Source organism: Methylobacterium sp. Leaf118 (assembly GCF_920984675.1).
In the GTDB taxonomy this organism is placed as follows: Bacteria; Pseudomonadota; Alphaproteobacteria; order Rhizobiales; family Beijerinckiaceae; genus Methylobacterium.
This window is the reverse complement of the sequence record NZ_CAKLBV010000015.1, coordinates 11,288-33,792: the sequence shown is the minus strand read 5'-3', so window position 1 is coordinate 33,792 and position 22,505 is coordinate 11,288. Positions and strand designations below refer to the sequence as shown.

At 68.7% G+C, this 22,505-nt stretch carries 9 protein-coding genes; 8 read left to right on the top strand and 1 reads right to left on the bottom strand.

Going from position 1 to position 22,505, the window contains the following annotated elements:
* Window positions 1-50 precede the first annotated feature (50 nt).
* The 7 genes from LW587_RS08875 to LW587_RS08845 all read left to right on the top strand — a co-directional run bounded on the left by LW587_RS08875 (window position 51) and on the right by LW587_RS08845 (window position 6,169).
* Window positions 51-671, top strand: a complete 621-nt coding sequence (locus LW587_RS08875; RefSeq protein WP_232629223.1) for an urease subunit gamma — start codon at window positions 51-53, stop codon at window positions 669-671.
* Complete coding sequence (locus LW587_RS08870; RefSeq protein WP_232629222.1) at window positions 668-1,990, top strand: solute carrier family 23 protein; 1,323 nt, start codon at window positions 668-670, stop codon at window positions 1,988-1,990. The genes LW587_RS08875 and LW587_RS08870 overlap by 4 nt, the downstream gene beginning before the upstream one ends.
* Window positions 1,987-3,717 (top strand): urease subunit alpha, encoded by a 1,731-nt coding sequence (gene ureC / locus LW587_RS08865; RefSeq protein WP_232629221.1) that lies wholly within the window; start codon window positions 1,987-1,989, stop codon window positions 3,715-3,717. Before LW587_RS08870 ends, ureC begins: the two co-directional genes overlap by 4 nt.
* A complete protein-coding gene (locus tag LW587_RS08860; protein ID WP_232629220.1) occupies window positions 3,717-4,247 on the top strand; it encodes an urease accessory protein UreE in 531 nt (176 codons plus the stop codon). Before ureC ends, LW587_RS08860 begins: the two co-directional genes overlap by 1 nt.
* Window positions 4,195-4,908 carry an urease accessory protein UreF gene (locus LW587_RS08855; RefSeq protein WP_232629219.1) on the top strand — a complete coding sequence of 238 codons (714 nt, stop codon included), beginning with the start codon at window positions 4,195-4,197 and terminating at the stop codon, window positions 4,906-4,908. The genes LW587_RS08860 and LW587_RS08855 overlap by 53 nt, the downstream gene beginning before the upstream one ends.
* A gap of 4 nt (window positions 4,909-4,912) precedes the next feature.
* Window positions 4,913-5,533 carry an urease accessory protein UreG gene (gene ureG, locus LW587_RS08850; RefSeq protein ID WP_232629266.1) on the top strand — a complete coding sequence of 207 codons (621 nt, stop codon included), beginning with the start codon at window positions 4,913-4,915 and terminating at the stop codon, window positions 5,531-5,533.
* Window positions 5,534-5,605: 72 nt separating this feature from the next.
* Entirely contained in the window at window positions 5,606-6,169 is a 564-nt protein-coding gene (locus LW587_RS08845; protein WP_232629218.1) for a HupE/UreJ family protein, read from the top strand.
* 214 nt (window positions 6,170-6,383) lie between these two features.
* Here LW587_RS08845 and LW587_RS24040 read toward each other — a convergent pair whose 3' ends face one another.
* Entirely contained in the window at window positions 6,384-10,511 is a 4,128-nt protein-coding gene (locus LW587_RS24040; protein WP_269780316.1) for a S8 family serine peptidase, read from the bottom strand.
* Window positions 10,512-11,352: 841 nt separating this feature from the next.
* On the opposite strand from LW587_RS24040, the gene LW587_RS24035 reads away from it, so the two are divergent.
* The gene (locus tag LW587_RS24035) at window positions 11,353-22,497 is read left to right on the top strand and encodes a hypothetical protein (RefSeq protein WP_269780315.1); all 11,145 of its coding nucleotides are present in this window, start codon (window positions 11,353-11,355) and stop codon (window positions 22,495-22,497) included.
* The last annotated feature ends 8 nt before the right edge of the window (window positions 22,498-22,505 follow it).

Here is a 22,505-nt window from a genome sequence, read left to right as displayed (position 1 = left end):
TTGCACGCCGCGTGCATGATCCGGCTCGATTCGAAGACAGGACGGCGCCCTTGCTCCTCACGCCCCGCGAGAAAGACAAGCTCCTCGTCGCCATGGCGGCGCAGGTCGCCCGCAACCGGCTGGCGCGCGGCGTCAAGCTCAACCACCCGGAGGCGGTGGCGCTCATCACCGATTTCGTGGTCGAGGGCGCCCGCGACGGGCGCTCCGTCGCCGAGCTGATGCAGGCGGGCGCGCAGGTGCTCACCGCCGATCAGGTCATGCCGGGCATCCCCGAGATGATCCACGACATCCAGGTCGAGGCGACATTCCCCGACGGCACCAAGCTCGTCACGGTCCACCACCCGATCCGCGGCGCGCCCTCCGCCGAGGTGCCGGGCGCGGTGACGACGGGTCCGGGCGCGATCGTGTTCAACGCGGGAGCGCCGCGCACGGTGATCACGGTCGCCAACACCGGCGACCGGCCGATCCAGGTCGGCTCGCATTACCACTTCTACGAGGTCAATCCCGGCCTCGTGTTCGAGCGCGAGCGAGCCCGCGGCCAGCGCCTCGACATCGCGCCCGGCACGGCGGTGCGGTTCGAGCCGGGCTCGACCCGGGAGGTGACGCTGGTGCCCCTCGCCGGCAGGCGGACGGTGTACGGGTTCCGCGGCGCGGTGATGGGCGAGCTGTGAGCTACTTTCCCCGTTGGCGCCTGAAAACCTCCGGCGAGGTCGCGCCCGACGAGCGGCTGCCGACCGGGCAGACGCTGGTGCTGGGGCTCCAGCACGTCGTCGCGATGTTCGGCTCGACCGCGCTCGCGCCGATCCTGATGGGGTTCGACCCCAACACCGCGATCCTGTTCTCCGGCATCGGCACGCTGCTGTTCTTCGCGCTGACGGGCGGGCGGCTGCCCTCCTATCTCGGCTCGAGCTTCGCCTTCATCGCCGTGGTGATCGCCGCCACCGGCTATGCCGGGACAGGCCCGAACCCGAACATCGGCGTGGCGCTCGGGGGCATCGTCGCCTGCGGCGCGGTCTACGCCCTGATCGGGCTCGCCGTGCATCGGTCGGGCACCGCCTGGATCGAGCGGCTGATGCCTCCCGTCGTCACCGGCGCCATCGTGGCGGCGATCGGGCTCAATCTCGCCCCCGTCGCGGTCAAGAGCCTCTCGGGGTCCGGCTTCGACACCGCCATGGGGCTGGTGACGGCGCTTCTCGTCGGGCTCGTGGCGGTGCGCGGGCGCCGGATGGCGCGGCGCCTGCCGATCCTGATCGGGGCGGCGGTCGCCTACGGGCTCTACCTCCTGCTGGCCAACGGGCTCGCGCTCGCCCGGCCGATCGACTTCGCACGGCTCTCCGAGGCCGCCTGGATCGGCCTGCCGACCTTCTCCGCGCCGGTCTTCTCGGGCCCCGCCCTGGTGCTGATCGCGCCGGTCGCCCTCATCCTGGTCGCGGAGAACCTCGGCCATATCAAGGGGATCGCCGCGATGACGGGGCGCGACTACGATCCGCTGATCGGCCGCGGCTTCCTCGCCGACGGGCTCGCCACCATCCTGTCGGGAATGGGCGGCGGAACCGGCGTGACGACCTATGCCGAGAACATGGGCGTGATGGCGGTCACCCGCATCTACTCGACGCTCGTCTTCGTCGCGGCGGCGGGCTTTGCCATCCTGCTCGGCTTCTCGCCCAAATTCGGGGCCCTGGTGCTGACGATCCCGGGGCCGGTCGTCGGCGGTCTGGCGCTGGTGGTGTTCGGCCTGATCGCCGCGACCGGCGGGCGCATCTGGGTGCAGGACCGGACCGACTTCTCGGACGCCCGCAACCTCGTCACCGTCGCCGTGGCGCTCATCGCCGGAGCGGGCGACCTGACGATCCGGCTCGGCGATTTCGCGCTCGGCGGCATCGGCACCGCGACCTTCGGGGCGATCCTGGCCTACCACTTGCTCGGGGCCGGCCCCATCGAGGCGACCACCGAAGACACCGCCACGCCCGCCGCCGAGGGACGCCGATGACCACGCAGAGCCCACCCCCGGCCTCGCTCCCTCGGGCCGCCTACGCCGCCATGTTCGGGCCGACCACCGGCGACCGCGTGCGGCTCGCCGACACCAGCCTCGAAATCGAGATCGAGCGCGACCTCACCACCTACGGCGAGGAGGTGAAGTTCGGCGGCGGCAAGGTGATCCGCGACGGCATGGGCCAGAGCCAGGTCACCAACGCGGCCGGCGCGGTCGACACCGTCATCACCAACGCGGTCGTGCTCGACCATTGGGGCATCGTGAAATGCGATGTCGGCCTCAAGGGTGGGCGCATCGTCCGCCTCGGCAAGGCCGGCAACCCGGACATCCAGCCGGGCGTCGACATCGTGGTGGGACCCGGCACCGAGGTGATCGCGGGGGAGGGGAAGATCCTCACGGCCGGCGGCTTCGACAGCCACATCCACTACATCTGTCCGCAGCAGATCGAGGAGGCGCTCTGCTCCGGCGTCACCACCATGCTCGGCGGCGGCACCGGCCCGGCCCACGGCACGCTCGCCACCACCTGCACACCCGGCCCCTGGCACCTCGCCCGGATGATCGAGGCGGCGGACGCCTTCCCGATGAACCTGGCGTTTGCCGGCAAGGGCAACGCCTCGCTGCCGGGCGCCCTGGAGGAGATGGTGCGCGCGGGCGCCTGCGCGCTCAAGCTCCACGAGGATTGGGGCACCACGCCGGCGGCGATCGACACCTGTCTGCGCGTCGCGGATGCCCACGACGTGCAGGTGATGATCCACTCCGACACGCTCAACGAGGGCGGCTTCGTCGAGGACACCATTGCGGCCTTCAAGGGCCGCACCATCCACGCCTTCCACACCGAGGGGGCGGGTGGCGGCCACGCGCCGGACATCATGAAGGTCGCGGGCCTGGCGAACGTGCTCCCGTCCTCCACCAACCCGACGCGGCCCTACACGAAGAACACCATCGACGAGCATCTCGACATGCTGATGGTGTGCCACCACCTCGACCCGTCGATCCCCGAGGATCTGGCCTTCGCCGAGAGCCGCATCCGCCGCGAGACCATCGCCGCCGAGGACATCCTGCACGATCTCGGCGCGCTCTCGATGATGTCCTCCGACAGCCAGGCGATGGGCCGGGTCGGAGAGGTCGTGATCCGCACCTGGCAGACCGCCGACAAGATGAAGCGCCAGCGCGGGAGCCTGCCCGGCGACACGAGCGGCAACGACAACCTGCGCGCCCGCCGCTACGTGGCGAAATACACGATCAACCCGGCGATCGCCCACGGCGTGTCGCGCCATGTCGGCTCGGTGGAGCCCGGCAAGCTCGCCGACCTCGTGCTGTGGTCGCCCGCCTTCTTCGGCGTGAAGCCCGATCTCGTCATCAAGGGCGGCATGATCGCCACCGCCCCGATGGGCGACCCCAACGCCTCGATCCCGACGCCCCAGCCGGTGCATTACCGCCCGATGTTCGCCGCCTATGGCCGGGCCCCGTTCGCCACGGCGCTGACCTTCGTCTCGCGGGCGGCGGTTGAGGACGGGCTCGGCGCCCGCCTCGGCATCCGCAAGGACCTGGTCGCGGTCGAGAACGTCCGAGGCGGCATCTCGAAGAAGAGCATGATCCTCAACGACGCGACCCCGGTGATCGAGATCGACCCCGAGACCTACGACGTGCGCGCCGATGGCGAACTGCTGGTCTGCGAGCCGGCCGAGGTGGTTCCGATGGCCCAGCGCTACTTCCTGTTCTGATGATCCGCGCCCGCAGCCTCATCCGCCGCGATGCGTTGCAGCGCGGCGAGATCGTCGACCGCGTCGTGCTCGACCACGGCGACCGGCACCGCCGCCGCATCGCCATGCGTGGGGTCGGCGGCCTCGCCTTCCTGCTCGATCTTCCCGAGGCAACGGTGCTGGAGGACGGGGACGCCCTCGTTCTCGAGGATGGCCGCCTCGTCTGGGTCGAGGCGGCCTCCGAGCGCCTGCTCGAGATCCGCGCGTCCTCCGACCACGCCCTCAAGCGCCTGATCTGGCATATCGGCAACCGGCATGTCCCCGCCGAGATCGGGGCGGAGTCGGTGTGGATCGCGCATGACCACGTGCTGGCCGAGATGGTGCGGGGCCTCGGGGGCCAGGCCGAGCCGGTTGAGCGTCCGTTCCGGCCGGAGGGCGGCGCCTACCAGGGTGGCCATGGTCATCACCACGGCCACGGCCACGGGCATGATCACGACCATGACCACGCCCATCCGCATGACCACGGCGGCAGGCCGCACCGGCATGATTGAGGCGCTGCGGCTGATGGCGTGGCTGTCGCCGGCCTATCCGGTCGGTGGTTTCGCCTATTCCCACGGGCTCGAATGGGCGGTGGAGACCGGCGCGGTCGCCGACGAGGCGGGGCTCGCGGCCTGGCTCGGCGACGTGCTGGCACTCGGGGCCGGGCGCAACGACCTGATCCTGACCGCCCACGCCCACCGCGCGGGCGGGGAGGGCGCGGCGCTCGCGGCCGTCAACGCCCTCGCCCTGGCGATGGCCCCTTCCCGGGAGCTGCATCTGGAGACGAGCCAGCAGGGCCGCAGCTTCCTCGACGCGACCCTCGCCGCCTGGCCCTGTCCGGCCCTCGACGCAGTCGGCGCGGCGCTTCCCGGGCCGGTGGCGCTGCCCGTCGCCGTCGGCGCCGCCGCGGCGGCCCACGGCACCGCGCGGGCGCCGACGCTTGCCGCCTACGGGCTCGCCTTCGTCCAAGCCATCGTCTCGGCCGCCCTGCGCTGCGCCCCGATCGGCCAGGGCGCCGGCACCCGCATCGTCGCCGCGCTCACCCCCCGCGTGGCGGCCCTGGCCGAGGCAGTCGAACCCCTCGGCCTCGACGCATTGGGCTCCGCGACGCTTCGGGTCGATCTCGGCTCGTTCCGGCACGAGACCCAGTATTCCCGGATCTTCCGCTCGTGAGGACATCATGACTTCGGTGAACGGCCCGCTGCGCGTCGGCATCGGCGGCCCCGTCGGCTCCGGCAAGACGGCGCTGATGGAGCAGCTCTGCAAGCGGCTGCGCGACAGCTACGACATCTGCGCGATCACCAACGACATCTACACCAAGGAGGATGCGCGGATCCTGACCGTCGCGGGCGCCCTGCCGGAGGACCGCATCCTGGGCGTCGAGACGGGCGGCTGCCCGCACACGGCGATCCGCGAGGACGCCTCGATCAACCTCGCGGCGGTGGCCGAGATGCGCCGCCGTTTCCCGGCCCTCGACCTGGTGCTGATCGAATCCGGCGGCGACAACCTCGCCGCGACCTTCTCGCCGGAGCTGGCCGACCTCACCCTCTACGTGATCGACGTGGCCGGCGGTGAGAAGATCCCCCGTAAGGGCGGGCCCGGCATCACCCGCTCCGATCTCCTCGTCGTCAACAAGACCGACCTCGCCCCCCTCGTCGGTGCCGACCTCTCGGTGATGGAGGCGGATACCCGCCGAATGCGCGGGCTGCGGCCCTACGTCTTCGCCTCGCTGCGCGAGGGGCAGGGCGCCGACGCCATCGCCCGCTTCGTCGTCGAGGCCGGCGGTCTCGCGCGGTGACGGGCTCAAGACGATGACGTGTTCAAGATCCCCGCGGCCCGCGACGGCGCCGCCCCTTTTCGGAGTACGGCCATGACGCCTCGGTCCCCCTCGCTCGCAATCGCCCTCGCGCTTGCCGCGACCCTTGCGCTGCTCCCCGGCGCGGCCCTCGCCCATCCGGGCCACGACGAGGCGATCGGCTTCGCGGCCGGCTTCGCCCACCCGATCCACGGCCTCGACCACATCCTCGCGATGGTCGCCGTCGGCGTCATCGCCGGCCTGCTCGGCGGCCGGGCGCTGTGGCTGCTGCCGGCGGCCTTCCTCGGCATGATGACGGCGGGCGCCGCCTCGGCCATGACCGGCCCGACCCTGCCCTTCGTCGAGCCGGCCATCACCGCCTCGATCGGCGCCTTCGTCCTCCTGGCCTTCTGCGCCCGGCTCCTGCCGCTGGCCGCGGTGGCCGGCCTCGTCGGCGCCTTCGCGGTCTTCCACGGCGCGGCGCACGGTGCCGAGATGCCGGAGACGGCCTCGGGCCTGGGCTACGGCCTCGGCTTCCTGGCGGCGACCGCCCTCCTGCACGCGGCCGGCCTCGCCGCCGGGCTTGCCGTGACGCGGCTGCTGCCGCGCTCGCGCCCCGCCGCCGCCCCGCGCGCCTGAGGGGCCCGGGCTCCCCCGTGATCCCGGACCCGGTCCGGCGATCGCGGCGGAGCCGCCGCGCCTCGGCGATCCGTCCCCGGACCGCGCGGTCACGCCGTCCGGGACGATCGTCCGAGAGCCCTCAGGCGGACCGGGTGACACCCGCGCCCCGGCGGGGGGCGTTGCGACCTGCGCCTCGGCGGCGCGCCCCGGCCACCCGATCCGACACCGCACCTCACACGATGAAGAAGTCGGCCGCCGTAAGCGCGACCTTGTTATCGAGCACGGCAAACTTCACCATCGCGCTGCCGCCCGCGCCGTCCGCATCGTAGAACAGCTCCCCGGTCGACTGCTTGTAGAGGATGCGGTCATCCGCATCCGCTGTGCCCATGCTGATGTTCTTGAAGCTGGTGGGGCCGAGATCACCCGGCGCGAGCGCCGTGAAGATGCTCTTCGACAGCCGGATCGTGTCCTCGGAAGCGAAATCGGTGATGCGGTCGACGTTGTTGGTGCCGAGCGCGTTGGCGAAGACGAAGGTGTCGGCCCCACCCCGGCCGGTCAGCACGTCGTTGCCCCAAGCGCCGTTCAGCACGTTGGCGCCGTTATTGCCGATCACCGTCTGGGCCAGCGCATTGCCGGTCAGGTTGATCGCCCGGTCGCCGGCCGACAGGAGAACCCGCAGTTCCTCGATCTCCTGGCCGGCAGTGAGGGTGTAGTTGACCGATGTCGCGACCGCGTCCCGGCCGCCGCCCGTCGCCTCGAACACCTGGTCGCCGGCATGGTCGACGAGGTAGGTGTCGTTGCCGGCATCACCATAGAGGGCATCGCTGCCGCCGCCGCCGTCGAGGCGGTTGTTGCCGGCATCGCCGACGATCTTGTTGGCGAATCCGTTTCCGGTGAGGGCGAGGGTGGTCTTGGCGGCCTTGTCGACCACCCGCAGTTCCTCGATCTCCTGGCCGGTGGCCAGGGTGTAGGACACGGACGTGTTCACCACGTCGCGGCCGCGGCCGATCGCCTCGAACACCTGGTCGCCCGCCCGATCGACGACGTAGGTATCGTTGCCGGCCTCGCCGTAGAGGGTGTCGTTGCCGCCGCGGCCGTCGAGCAGGTTGGCGCCGGCATTGCCGACGATCTTGTTGGCGAACTCGTTGCCGGTCAGGTCGATGGCGGTCAGGGCCGCCTTGTCGGCCGCGCGCAGTTCCTCGATCTCCTGGCCGGCGGCCAAGGTGTAGGAGCCAGACGCCGCCACGATGTCGTAGCCGCCTCCGATCGCCTCGATCACCTGATCGCCGACGGCCCGCACGAGGTAGCGGTCGTCCCCGGACAATCCGATCAAGATTCCGGTCCCGTCCCCCTCGAGAAGATCCGCTCCGGCGGTGCCCTGATAGGTCTTGGGACCGGACGCCTGCACGTCGAGCGTCACCATGTAGAGGGTGGACGCGGATCCATCGCCGCAGAGGAAGCCGAGCGCTCCGCCGCTGTCCCGATCGGGCGCGCCATAGGTCAGCGCCGCAAACTCGGCACCCGTGAGCACGGAGCCGACCGAGACGACGGCGCCCGCGAGGCGCAGGGTGCCGCTCGCCGGCAGGTTCGACACGGTGTAGCTCAGCGCCCGGCCTTCGGGATCGACCAGCGGGACGAGGTTCAACGGCGTGTCGCCCGTTCCCTGCTCGATCGTCACGACGGCGGCCGTCTGGCCCACCGGGGCCTCGTCGACATCCAGAACCGGAACGAGAAACGTCTCGCGACGGGCATGGCCCGCGGGATCGGTGGCCGTGATGGCGAGCGTGACGAAAGCCTCGGTCTCGTGGTCGAGGCTGACACCGTCGCGGAGCTTGAGCACGCATCCGGCCGGGCTGGAAACGATCTCGAATCGGCCGTCCTCCACTGTGTAGGTGAGGGCGTCGCCGTCCGGATCGGTGCCGGCGAGGAGGCCGACGACGCTGCCCGCCGACGCCTCCGCCACGCCCGCCGTATCGAGGGTGAGACTCGTCGGGGCAGCGTTCGACGGCCGCACCGCGACGCTCACCCCCCGGATGGCGGAGTGTCCCTGCGCGTCGGTGGCTTTGACGAACAGATCGTGACGGCCCTGAGCTGCCCCCAACACCAGGATCTCGCCGGTGGAGGCGATCGTGAACGGCCCCTCATACGCCGCGCCGTCTTCCGTCACCAGAGAGAAGCGGACGACATCGCCGGCCGGCTGGTTCGGATCGGAGGCCGAGACGAGCGTGACATGGGCCGATTCAGGGCCGGCCGTCACCTGCACGACGCCCTCGACTTCGCCTTCGACGGCGTCGATCGTCGGGCCGGCCGCGACCAGGGCATCGGGATGAAAGTCGAGATCCACGAGGAGCCCGTCGAAGGCGACGAGCTCGATCCCGCTGGCGCGATCCAGCTCGCCGGCCGCATCGACGATCAGGTAGGTGCCGCCCTCTCGCGTGATGGTGTAATCGGCAAAATCCCCGGCGAGCCGCAGCGTGTCACGCCCCGCGCCCCCGTCGATCGTATCGTTCCCGGTGCCGCCACAGAGGATGTCGTTCCCCAAGCCGCCCTCGAGACGGTCGTCGCCCGCCCCGCCCCAGAGCCCGTCGTCGCCGTCATCGCCGACGAGCCGGTTGGACACGGCCGAGCCGGCCAGGGTGTCGCCGTAGACGGTGCCGATCACGTTCTCGAACTCGCCCGCCAGGGTGATCACGGTGCCGGCGTAGCGGGTCGCGCTCGCGCCGGAGAGATCGACGGTCGCCGCGGAGGTGGCCGCGGCGAAGTTCAGCGTGTCGGTCCCGCCGTCGAGATCGCGCAGGATCGCCCGCTCCGGATCGCGGGCGACGAGGGAGGCGAAGCTGCCTGTCACGAAGTGGGTGTCGTCCGGCGTGTCGAGATCCCCGTACACGTGCAGCGTCGCGTCGAAGGCGATGAAGGTCGAGGGCGCCTTGGTGTGCTTGAGCTCGACCTTCCAAGTTCCGAAGGGATCCTCGCCCCAGTTGGCGACCGACCCGAAGGTGAAGTTCAGGCTGGTGCGCGTCCCGACGGTCGTCAACGTCTCGGCGAGGGCGGTGCGGGTTCCGTCGGGAGAGATCAGCGTGATGCTGAGATCCTTGAGGCCGCGATCGTAGAGGTCCAGGTCGAGTTCGACGTGATCGATCGAGAAGCCGCGCCCGTCGGGAGACGACAGGGTCGCCTCGATCGTCGCGGCGCTCTTGTCGAGCGTGGCCGGCAAGGCGAAGGCGGCGGTGAGACGCTGCTCGTTCGCGGCCGTCGATTGCTTGTCCCAGTGGCGGGCGAGGTTGACCGCCGCGGCGGCGTCGAGCCGTCCGAAGCCGCCCTCGCGGTCGAACATCAGGCCGCCGCCGTTGAAAGAGGTGGCGCCGTTGGCCCGGGTCGGTCCGTCCACCCGCGAGACGGCGCTCAGCGCGAGGATCTCCTGAACGTCGCGGTAGCCGAGAGTCGGGTTGACGCCGAGGATCAGCGCGACCGCGCTGGAGACGATCGGGGCCGCGAACGACGTCCCGGAGACGGAGGCATAATCGGTCGCGCCGTCGGCCGCGCCGTTCGTGGTGGTCACACTCAGGCCCGGCGCCGTCAGAAGGACGCTCGCGCCGGGGCTGGAGAAGAAGGCCGGCGCCCCGGCGGCGTCGTGAGCGCCGACGGCGATGGTGAAGCGGGAATTCGTGAGATTGTGGAAGCCGGCATCGTCCCCGACGCTGAGGCCGTTCTTCATCACCTTGCCGTTGCCGGCGGCGAAGACGAACACCGTCCCGAGGCCGCCCCGTCCATCCTGTGCGGCACCGGCCAGGGCCGTCGCGGCGGCGCCGAAGCTCGCATTCTCGAAATTGTCCACGAAGGGCGCCGTGAAGCCCCAGCTGTTGTTGCTGACGTCGTAGGCGGCCTGATGCGCGACGATGTCGGCCAGTTCCGCGAGGCCGAGGGTCTCGCCGTAGCGGATGAACGTCCCGGTGAAACGCCCCCCCTGCACGCCCCCGATCGTGCCGATGTCGTTGGCCATGTCGCCCGCCACGAGGCCGGCCACATTGGTGCCGTGGCGCTGGGTGGCGGTGTCGATCAGGGCGTCGGACGCGTCGACCGCATCGCGCGGATCGTAATCGATGGTGTCGTCATAGGCCCAGGCGAGATCCGCGTGATGATAGTTCACGCCCTCATCGACCACGCTGACGACGACGCCGGCGCCGACGGAGTAGCGCCAAGCCTCGGCGAAGCGGGCGCCCCCGGCCACCTCGGCCGACAGGTGCCACATCTTCGGGGCCGAGAGCCGTCCGACCGCTCCGATATCGTAGCCCAGCGGGCGGATCTCGAGCCCACGGCTCTCGAGGCCGGTCGTCTGACCTTCTTGTCCGCGCGCCGACATCTGACGTCTCCCGTAGCGACGTCAAAACATCATCTCGCGACCAACAACCGATTTAATGGAGGTCGTAAATATTGAAGTAATGAGATTTCAGTGAATCGCGCCTTTAAGCCTATATTTAACGGCTGCTTAATGGGTGGTCCGCGGATCCGTCACAGGCGACACGTCGCTCGCCAGGCCGAGACCTGGATTCATGCCTCTGCCGATGGCAGTCGGTCAGTCTGTCACGCTGCGCGCCCGGCGCTCAACAGATTGCTTTCGGATCGAAGTTGCAATCTCGAGTGGAAAGAGCTGATTTTGCATAAAAAAATTTTGCAGCCGAGAAAGAATGGCGCGGTTGTGACCGACCGCTCAAAAAACGAACAGATCGTGACCGAAAAGCAGTCAGACGGCGGCAGCCCACCGGAAGCGTGAGGTCCGCCGCGCCCCGCGCCCCGTTTACGGATTATTAATAAATATATTTCCGGTCGCGCATCAGTTGCGCCGCCGCGGTCCGTTCGGAAGTCGTCGGAATGTCGCTGCGGACACTGAAAGAAAGCTCGAAAAACGACGACAGATGCTCGGATTTGATGAGCGTTGGCGCTACGATCTCTTCAGACGAGGATGCGCGTCATATGATAGTTGTCGTCAATTCATGGGCATCTTAACTGTATCCGCGCGGACAGCGCATTGACAGAAACGTCCAAAATCGGAAATGTTCCGGTGCCTTAACGATCGGTTAACCGACGTCGGCGGAGGGGCGGGCTGCTTATCCTCCATTCCTGAGTTTTTTCACCGCGCAGTCCTGTGCGGACGGCCTCCTTTTGCCTCCGCCGACTGCGAGATTAATGCGTAGGGGGAAACTATGGCGATCATCAACGTCCGGCAGGGGAATGGTGGCGCGTATACGACGATTTCCGAGGCGTTGGCGGCGGCAAATCCCGGCGACACCATCGTGGTCGGTCCCGGCAATTACCAAGAAAATTTGACCATCACGAAGTCGGTGACCCTGCTCTCCGAGGGCGGCCGGGGCGAGACGACGATCACCGGCTCCGCTGCCGGCGGCGGACAGGGCACGATCGAGATCGCGGCGGGCGTGAACAACGTCACGATCGGCGGGGTTGGCCAGGGCTTCACGATCGTCGGTTTCGACGGCCCGGCCAACATCGAGCGCGCTGCACTCTATCTCACCGGAAGCCATGATGGCCTGACCCTCCGTGGCAACGAAGTCGTCGCCAAGGGCGACGGAGCCCTGACCAGCGAGTACGCCGCCGCCATCAGCAACGTCGTGATCGATCAGAACGTCTTCTCGGGGACGACGTTCGACGCCTCTGCGCCGATCCCGCATTTCGGAACATTCGGTAGCAGCCAGTTCACCGTGCCGAACGTGCCGCGGGGGCTGATCTATTTCGGAAACAGCAACAAGACCGACATCGATTTCACGAACAACAGCATCACCGCCACCGCCGGCGGTCTGGATGAGGATGGGCACTGGCGTGGGAACGTCCTCGTCACGATCGACGGGAATGGCAATACCGCGACCGGAAATACCTTCACCGGCACCAATCAAGGGGCGGGCGATCTCGATCGGGCCTCGTCCCTGCGCATGCGCGGGCCTGACATGACGGCCTCCAACAACACGTTCGACATGTCGAAGGCCGGCGGTATTGTCACGGACAATGCGTCGAGCACCGTCGCGAACAACACCCTCACCTACGGGCCCGGCAACGACACGATCTTCGCCTCGGCCGGAGACGACACCATCGACGGCGGCGCGGGGATCGATACCTACGACCTGACGGCGGCGGGCGCCGGCGGCGGGTTGGTCGACCTCGGCACCGGCGTGTCCTTCTCCAGCCAGACCGGCAACGACACGCTCCTGAACATCGAGAACCTGCGCGGCAGCAGCGGCAAGGATGGCCTCTACGGCGATGCCAAGGACAACGTGTTCTTCGCCACGGCCGGCAACGACACGATCGACGGACGCGGCGGCTCCGATACCTTCAACGCGGCAACGGCGACCACGTCGGTTTCGATCGATCTCGCGGCTGGCCGGGCGACCGGTGCCTTCACCGCAACCCTGAACGCCGTCGAGAACGCGGTCGGCGGCGCGGGGAGCGACATGCTGACCGGCACGGCGGGGGACAATCGCCTGGTCGGCAACGACGGCAACGACACCCTGGTCGGCGGCGGCGGCAACGATACCCTCGTGGGTGGCGCGGGCAACGACAGTGCGACCTTCACCGGGGCGCGGGGCAGCTACACCATCGCGGCGGGGGCCACCCCGGGCGAAGCCGTCGTCACGGGTCCGAACGGCACGAGCACCGTCACGGGCGTCGAGACGCTGGCCTTCGCCGACGGCAATGTCCGGCTCGTCACGAACGCGGCCGAACTCAGCGCCGCCCTCACCGCCGCCGTCAAGGGCGACATCATCAAACTCGCCGACGGCGTCTATGCGGGCAGCTTCTCCGTCGCCACCGAGGGCGTGACCCTGGAATCCCTGAGCGGCACCGAAGGCGCGGTCGTCCTGCAGGGGACCTTGAAGTCCGCCAACGGGCTGGCGGCGTCCGACAGCGTTGCCGACTATCTCAAGTCCGCCACGGGCTATGTGGGCGGCGCCGCGGCGACCGGCCTGACCATCACGGCCGACGACGTCACGATCCGCGGGGTCACGCTCTCGAGCTACCAGACCGCGGTCAATCTCGGCACCAGCGACGGCGTCCGCCTCGTCAACGTCGACATGGACGGCGTCGTGACGGGCGTGAACAAGGCGGGCTCGGCCGCCGTCACCGACTTCGCCTGGACCGGTGGAACCGTCTCGGACGGCTACGAGGGCGCGACCATCACCGCTTCGGCCGATGACAGCGGCGCGTTCTCCGGGATCTCCATCACCGACGTGACCTTTGAAAAGCTGCTCAGCAAGGGCCTCTATTTCGAGCAGCTCGATCAGGCGACCCTGACCGGCCTCGTCATGACCGATGTCGGCCAGTTCGGCCGCGGGCGGGCCTTCGACGTTGCGGAGCAGGTCGGTGTCTTCGGCGCGGGCATCGACATCAATCTGAAGTTCGAGGCCTATTCCAACGTCAGCATCACCGATTTCAGCTTCACGGATGTGGGCACGAGCGTCGGCAACGGGTCGACTTCGCATGTCGGCGGTGGCGCCATCATCGTGAAGGCGCGGGACGACGGCAGCACCTATGGCGGGTCCAACGCCGCCACGCTCGACGGCGTGACGATCTCCGACGGCACGATCTCCGGAACCTCCACCGGAATCCGGATCGGCGAGCCGGGCAAGACCAATGCGGGCCCGACCGAGGTCACGGTCGACGGGGTGACGATCACGGGTGCGAACGTCGCGAGCTACGACAACCGCTCGCAGGCGGAGCTCACCGTCACGCTCTCGGGCGATGCCGACACCGTCACCACCAATCCGGCGGCCACCGGCGGCATCGTCTTCAACGGGCTCGGCGGCAACGACAGCATCAGCGGCGGCAACGGCGACGATAGGTTGAACGGCGGCAGCGGCAACGATCAGCTCAAGGGCGGGGCCGGCATCGATACGGCCGACTACGACGGCGCCATCACGGCTGCAAACGTCACCTTCGTCGCCGATACGGATGCCAGCACCGCCGGGGCTCAACCCGGCTGGCGGGTCGAAAGTGGGGCCGAAGGCACGGATACCCTGTCCGGCGTCGAGATCGTCCAGGGCAGCGGCACGGGCAAGATCCTGCTCGTCGGCGCCGGCGGCTACGCGACGCTCCAGGCCGCGATCGATGCGGCGAGTGCCGGCGATACGATCCTGCTCGGCAGCGGCGCTCTGGCCGACAGCGGCAGCGTCACGGTCGACAAGTCGCTGACCATCCTCGGCGCGAACCGCGGCACCGACGGTGCTGCGGAGGGCCGAGAGGCGTCGGAATCCGTCCTGACGGGGGGGCTCTTCATCTCCGCCGAAGGCGTCGTCATCGACGGCGTCAAGATCGTGGGCGGCGCCAGCAATGGCGGCGTAGACTCCGGCCTCTACGTGTCGGCCGACGACGTCACGATCACCAACTCGATCATCCAGGGCAACGGCTCGCAGCCCTACGGCTTCGTGACGCCGTCCGGCGGCAACGTGACCGGGCTCGTCATCTCGGACAATCTGGTGACCGGCTGGGACCAGGGCGGGTACTTCAACCCGACCACCGGCTTCACCGTCACCGGCAACACCTTCCGCGACAACGGCAACCACTTCGTCGGCGACGATTGGGCGGACGGGACGCGCATCGAGGGTAACGATTTCGGCCCCTCGGTGGGCTCCACCGTCGGCTACGGCGTGCTGGACGCGACCGACGATGTCGGTGCGTATTTCGGCGCCAACATCCTGCCCCCGGAAGGCCGGGTCGGCGTCTTCCTCTTCGGGGCGGATGGCGAGGGCCAGACTGTCACCGGCACCGACGTCAGGGATCGCTTCTTCACCGAGAACGCAGCGCAGATCCGTGACGACGTTCTCGATGGCGGCGCCGGCAACGACACCATCGACGCCGGTCTCGGCGACGACACCCTGATCGGCGGCACCGGCAACGATGAGCTGATCGGTGGCGGCGGCAACGACACCGCCGTCTACAGCGGCGCCATCACGGCTGCGAACGTCACCTTCGTCGCTGATACGGATGCCAGCACCGCTGGTGAGCAGCCCGGCTGGCGGGTCGAAAGTGGGGCCGAAGGCACGGATACCCTGTCCGGCGTCGAGATCGTCCAGGGCAGCGGCACGGGCAAGATCCTGCTCGTCGGCGCCGGCGGCTACGCGACGCTCCAGGCCGCGATCGATGCGGCGAGTGCCGGCGATACGATCCTACTCGGCAGCGGCGCTCTGGCCGACAGCGGCAGCGTCACGATCGACAAGTCGCTGACCATCCTCGGCGCGAACCGCGGCACCGACGGTGCTGCGGAGGGCCGAGAGGCGTCGGAATCCGTCCTGACGGGGGGGCTCTTCATCTCCGCCGAAGGCGTCGTCATCGACGGCGTCAAGATCGTGGGCGGCGCCAGCAATGGCGGCGTAGACTCCGGCCTCTACGTGTCGGCCGACGACGTCACGATCACCAACTCGATCATCCAGGGCAACGGCTCGCAGCCCTACGGCTTCGTGACGCCGTCCGGCGGCAACGTGACCGGGCTCGTCATCTCGGACAATCTGGTGACCGGCTGGGACCAGGGTGGGTACTTCAACCCGACCACCGGCTTCACCGTCACCGGCAACACCTTCCGCGACAACGGCAACCACTTCGTCGGCGACGATTGGGCGGACGGGACGCGCATCGAGGGTAACGATTTCGGCCCCTCGGTGGGCTCCACCGTCGGCTACGGCGTGCTGGACGCGACCGACGATGTCGGTGCGTATTTCGGCGCCAACATCCTGCCCCCGGAAGGCCGGGTCGGCATCTTCCTCTTCGGGGCGGATGGCGAGGGCCAGACCGTCACCGGCACCGACGTCAGGGATCGCTTCTTCACCGAGAACGCAGCGCAGATCCGTGACGACGTTCTCGATGGCGGCGCCGGCAACGACACCATCGACGCCGGTCTCGGCGACGACACCCTGATCGGCGGCACCGGCAACGATGAGCTGTTCGGCGGCGGCGGCAACGACACCGCCCGGGTCAATGTGACCACCGATGGGGTGGACACCGTCAATCTCGGCGCGGGCTCCGACCGGGTCGAAGTCTCGGCCACCACGCCGACGGAAGTGCGCCTGACCTTCACCTCGAACCAGGTCGGCAACGGCGTTGCGACGGACGGCTCCTCGACGTTCCCGCAGGATGGCGGCCTGGCCGTGCGGATGCAGGCGGAAGACGGCAACGACGTGCTCGGTGGCGATCTCAGCCGATACGACGACGAGGGCGTCACCTTCGTGGCCCAGGACGGCGTGACCTTCGATGTCCGCGACATCAGCGGCACGCAACGCGGCAACGCGTTCAAGACCGTCACGCTCGGCACCGAGGCCGGCGAGGCGCATGCCGGGACGGCGGGGGCCGACTACATCAATGGCGGCGCCGGCAGCGACACGCTCACGGGCGGCCTCGGCAACGACACCCTCGTCGGCGGCGCCGGCACGGACACGGCCGTGTTCAGCGGCAACGCCGCGGACTACACCGTCACGGCGGGTGCCGTGGCGAACTCCTACACGGTGACCGGTGCGGACGGCACCGACACCCTCATCGGCGTCGAGTCGCTCAAGTTCCAGGACGGCAACGTCCTGCTCGTCGGCAATGGTGGTTACACCTCGCTCCAGGACGCGGTCGATGACGCGCAAGACGGCGACACGATCCAAGTGGCGTCCGGCAGCTATACCGGAAACGTCAACATCGCCGACAAGGCGATCACGATCCTCGGCGCCAACGACGGCGTCGGCGGCGCGGCCGGAACCGGCCCGGGAGGGCGCGGCACCGAGTCTTCGATCATCGGCAAGGTGACGGTCTCCGGCTCCAAGGCCGTGGTGCTCGACGGCCTCGAGTTCCGCGTGAATGCCGGCACCCTCGGCGCCGGCGGCGCCAGCAACCCGGCGCTCGACTTCAAAGGCTCGGGCTCGTTCACCGTTACGAACTCGCTGTTCTTCAGCACCTTCGGCGGAGGCGACGGCGGGAACGGCTCTGGGGCCCGTGCGATCATGATGGACACGCGCGCGACGGGGCGCGTCACGATCGACGACAACCTCTTCACCGGCTCGTCGCCCGGGAAGTACGGCGCGACGTCGAACAATCAGCCGGCCATCCCGGCGTCCTGGGCCACCGGCATCTGGTCCGACGGTTCGACCGCCGACCTCGACATCACCGGCAACACCTTCACCTACGTGCGTTCCTCGATCAACCTCGACGGATACGACGACGCGAACGGCACGCTCGGCACCACGATTTCGGGCAATATCTTCGCAGTCGCCGGTTCGGGCATTTCAGGTGCCATTCCGACGGACACGACGAATGCCACCTTTACTGGTATTCAGAACAATGACTTCCGGGATGTCGACACCGACTTCAACTTCCAGAACATCGTCACGCCGATCACGGTCGATCTGACCGCCTCGGAGAACGCATCGAGCACCGGTCAGCCGATCCTCGTCCTGGGCGGCCGCGCCGGCGACACGATCACCGGCTCGACCGGGGCGGACTACATCACGGGTGATGGTCCCGGGAGGACAGCGCCGACCTACAACACGGTCGGGGGAGCGGACACGATCGACGGCGGTGCCGGCAACGACACCATCGATGCCGGCGCCGGCGACGACCGGATCACCGGCGGCGCGGGGTCCGACTCGATCGACGGCGGTGCCGGCATCGACGCGGCGCTCGGCTACGCGGCCGGCGCCACGCTCTCGATCGTCGCGGGCAAGTGGACCGTCACCTCGGACGGCGCGGTCGACACCCTCACCAACGTCGAGAAGGTGACGATCGGCGGGACGACCTACATTCTCGTCGATAAGCTGGCCGGAGGCGGCTTCCAGTCCGTCCAGGCCGCGCTCGATGCCGCGACCGGCGGCGAGACCATCCTGATCGCCCCCGGCACCTACGACGAGGACGGGCACGGCACCGACATCAACCGCGCTGGTGTGCAGATCGACGATGCCGGCCTGACCCTTCAGGGCGTCGACGCGAACGGGGCCTCCATCACCGATGCGACCGGGGTGGCGGCGACCATCCGCAGCCTGTTCGGTGCCGGCAATGCCGACACGATCCGCGTGAGTGCCTCCGCGACGGGCCTGACCGTCAACGGCCTCGGTTTCGACGAGCCGCCGAACCTCGTGTCGCAGAACAACGGCAACGACACCAAGTCGCTGATCGGCGTCTTCGCCGATGGCGTGACGATCACGAACAGCGTCTTCGCCACCGGCAAGGCCGCCTACGCCATCGAGATCAACGGCCCCGACATCGGCAGCTACACCCTCGACGGCAACCGGATCGGCTCGCCGGTCTGGATCCTCAACGGGGCCGGCGACGGCGGTACCGACGAGGTCATCACCGACAACGTCTTCTTCGGGACGGCCGCGACGGGGACGCAGAGCGGCATCTACCTGATGGGCGGCAACGTCGCCGGCTACGCACCTTTCAGCCCGTCGCTGCCCGGCGTCGTCAGCGGCAACACCTTCGACGACGGGTTGCCGGCGCCTCTGTTCGTGCGGACCAACAACGGCACGGACGGGTCGGGCATCGTCACGCTCGCCGACATCCGGGACTTCATCGACGCCAACCTGTCCGGAGACGGCCAGACCTACGCCTACGTCCTCGAAGACGGGACGGGGCAGCTTCGCCTGACACCGACCTCGGCGTCGAACGTGAACGCGGACGCGCTGCTCGCCAGCTCGCTCGGCGTGCTGACGGCCTACCAGACGACCGGGTTGACCGTCGGAACCGGGACGCCGATCCGCCGTGACACGATCACCGACAACGACACGGTCGTGGTCCGCACGAACGGTGCGACCGACGTCACGCTCTACGACGAGAACCTGACCATCCGGGCGCTCGCAGGATCGGACGATCTCAACCTGTCCCTGTCCGGGTCCGCCTTCGTGGGGGGCACGGCGGGTCATACGAAGGCGGTCGCGAACGTCACCCTTGCGGACTACGCGACGGGCCTCGGCGCTTCGGTCGACGTGACCGGCAACAGCCTCGCCAACACGATCACCGGCAATTCCGGTGACAACGCCCTCTCCGGCGCCGATGGAAACGACACGCTGAAGGGCGGTCGCGGCAACGACACCATCGACGGCGGTGGCGGCACCGGCGACGTCGCGGTCTACGACGGTTCCTACGGGGACTACACGATCACCCGCGCGGGCAGCACCTTCTTGGTGACCGACCGGGCGAGCGGCGATGTCGACTTCGTCCGGAACGTCGAGTTCTTCAAGTTCGGTGCATCGGCCGCGGTGGCGGCCGATCCGGCCTCCCTCGTCACCGCGGCTCCCGTGATCACCTCGGTGACGGAAGCGGGCGTGAACGAGGACGGCAACGCCTCGACCCTCGCCGTGTCGGAGAACGCGGCCAACGGCACCTTGGTGGCGTCCGTCAGCGTGAGCGATCCCAACCTGGCGGCGGGCGATGTCCTGAGCTTCAGCCTCGTGAACGCGGACGGCAGCCCTTATGTCGGACCGTTCACGATCACGGCGAATGCGAACGGAAACTCGGCCACCATCGCGCTGTCGGGCGCGACGGACTTCGAGAGTGCCGGTTCGGCAAACTTCCTCGTGAAGGTGGCCGATACCACCGGCGGATCCGTCACCCAGGCGGTCACGGTCGGCATCCTCGATGTGAACGAGGCGCCGAGCCTGACGCTGACGCCGACGGTGACCAGCCTGGCGGAGAACACCAGCACCACGTCCCGCATCGAGGTCGCCACGCTGACGGTCAGCGACGACGCCCTCGGCAGCGAGACCGTGGCCCTGTCGGGCGCCGATGCCGGCCGGTTCGAGATCGACGGCGGCAAGCTCTATCTCAAGGCCGGCACTAGCCTCGACTACGAGACCAAGACTTCCTACGCGGTCACGGTCACGGTCGACGACACCACCCTCGGCAGCACGCCCGAGGACAGCAAGTCCTACACGCTGACCGTCACCGACGTGAACGAGGCGCCGAGCCTGACGCTGACGCCGACGGTGACCAGCCTGGCGGAGAACACCAGCACCACGTCCCGCATCGAGGTCGCCACGCTGACGGTCAGCGACGACGCCCTCGGCAGCGAGACCCTGGCCCTCGCGGGCACCGATGCCAGCCTGTTCGAGATCGACGGCGGTAAGCTCTACCTCAAGGCCGGCACCAACCTCGACTACGAGACCAAGGCCTCCTACGCGGTCTCGGTCACGGTCGACGACACCACCGTCGGCGGCACGCCCGACGACAGCAAGACCTACACGCTGACCCTCACCGACGTGAACGAGGCGCCGTCGACGCCCGTCCTCGACAACGCGACGGTGGGCGAGAACATCGAGGGGGCCATCGTCGGCGAATTGACGGCGAGTGACCCCGAGGCTGCGCCGCTGACCTACACGGTGACGGGAGCGCAGGCGGATCGCTTCGAGGTCCGGACGGTCGGAAGCGGTCAGGCTTTCCTGGCCCTCAAGGACAATGTCTCGCTCGATTACGAGACGGAGACCTCCGTGACCGTGACCGTCGTCGTCTCCGACGGCGTGAACGAGACCACGCAGTCGTTCGTCGTCGAGGTCACGGACGGGGATGACGTGCCGACCGGTGCGGCCGTGCAGGACTCGAACGCGATCGAGCAAGGGTCCTTCGAAGCGCCCCTCGGCATCGATCCGTTGTCGGATCAGGACGGACCGATCACCTATGTCCTCGAGACTGTTCCGGCGGATGGCAGCGTCCGTCTCAATGGACAGATCATCAGCGTCGGGGCGTCGCTCTCGGCCGCCCAACTCGCCGCGTTGACCTACACGCTGTCGGATGACAGCGCTGGTGGCGCGATCGGGTTCAGCCATGACGGCGGCGGCACCGGCAATCTCATCGTCAACATCGACCTGAGAGACGCCGTGTCGGCGACCTACACCGGGACCAGCGGCAACGATCGTCTGGACGGTGCGGCCGGCGACGACAAGGTCAACGGCTTGGCCGGCAACGACACGTTGTTCGGCGGCAGCGGCAGCGACGAACTCGACGGCGGCAGCGGCATCGACGCCCTCTACGGCCAGGCCGGCGGCGACATCTACTTCGTCGACGAGGCCGCCGACCTCGTCTTCGAGGCGGTCGCCCGGGGCCGGGATGTGGTGAACGCCGCCGTGTCCTACGCCCTGGCCGCAGGCCAGGAGATCGAGGAACTGCGCACGATCGACAAGACGGCCCAGACCGCCATCGACCTGACCGGCAACGAGTTCGCCAACAAGATCGTCGGCAATGCGGGGGCCAACGTGCTCGACGGCCGCGGCGGCAACGATGCCCTTTACGGTGAGGCCGGCAACGACACCTACTTCGTCGATCAGGGCGGCGACCTGGTGTTCGAGGCGGTCAACCGCGGCCGGGACGTGGTGAACGCCGCCGTGTCCTTCACGCTAGCCGCCGGCCAGGAGATCGAGGAACTGCGCGCGATCGACAAGGCGGCTCAGACCGCCATCGACCTGACCGGCAACGAGTTCGCCAACAAGATCGTCGGCAATGCCGGCGCCAACCTGCTCGACGGCCGCGGCGGCAACGACACCCTCTACGGCGAGGCCGGCAACGACACCTACGTCGTCGATCGGGCGGGCGACCAGGTGTTCGAGGCGGTCGGCCGCGGCCGGGACGTGGTGAACACGTCCGTGTCCTACACCCTGGCCACCGGCCAGGAGATCGAGGAACTGCGTGCGATCGACAAGGCCGCTCAGACCACCCTCACCCTCACCGGCAACGAGTTCGCCAACAAGATCGTCGGCGATGCCGGCAACAATCGCCTCGACGGCGGCGGCGGCAGCGATGCCCTCTATGGTGATGCCGGCAACGACACCTACCTCGTCGACAATGCCGGCGACCAAGTGTTCGAGGCGATGGGCGGCGGCCGGGACGCGGTCGCGACATCGGTCAACTACACCCTCACCGCCGGCCAGGAGATCGAGGAACTGCGGGTTCTCCAGTCGGCCGGCGACCGGGCGATCAACCTGACCGGCAATGCGCTGGCCCAGACGGTGATCGGCAATAACGGCGCCAACGTGCTGAATGGCGCCTGGGGCAACGACGTGCTGACCGGCCGGGGTGGGGCCGACACCTTCGTCTTCGCCAACGCACTCGGCACCAACAACGTCGACCGCATCACCGATTTCGCTTCCGAGGACACGATCCGGCTGTCGAAGAGCATCTTCACGGCGCTCACGACGGGCGATCTCGACCCGAACAGCTTCAAGAACATCACCACCGGCACGGCGGATGCGGATGACCGCATCCTCTACAAGCAGTCGACCGGGGAGCTGTTCTACGATGCGGACGGCGAAGGCGGCGGCGCGATGGTGAAGTTTGCCGAGATCGAGAACAAGGCTGCGCTCATGGCCTCGGACTTCGTCATCGTGTGAGGCGCGCC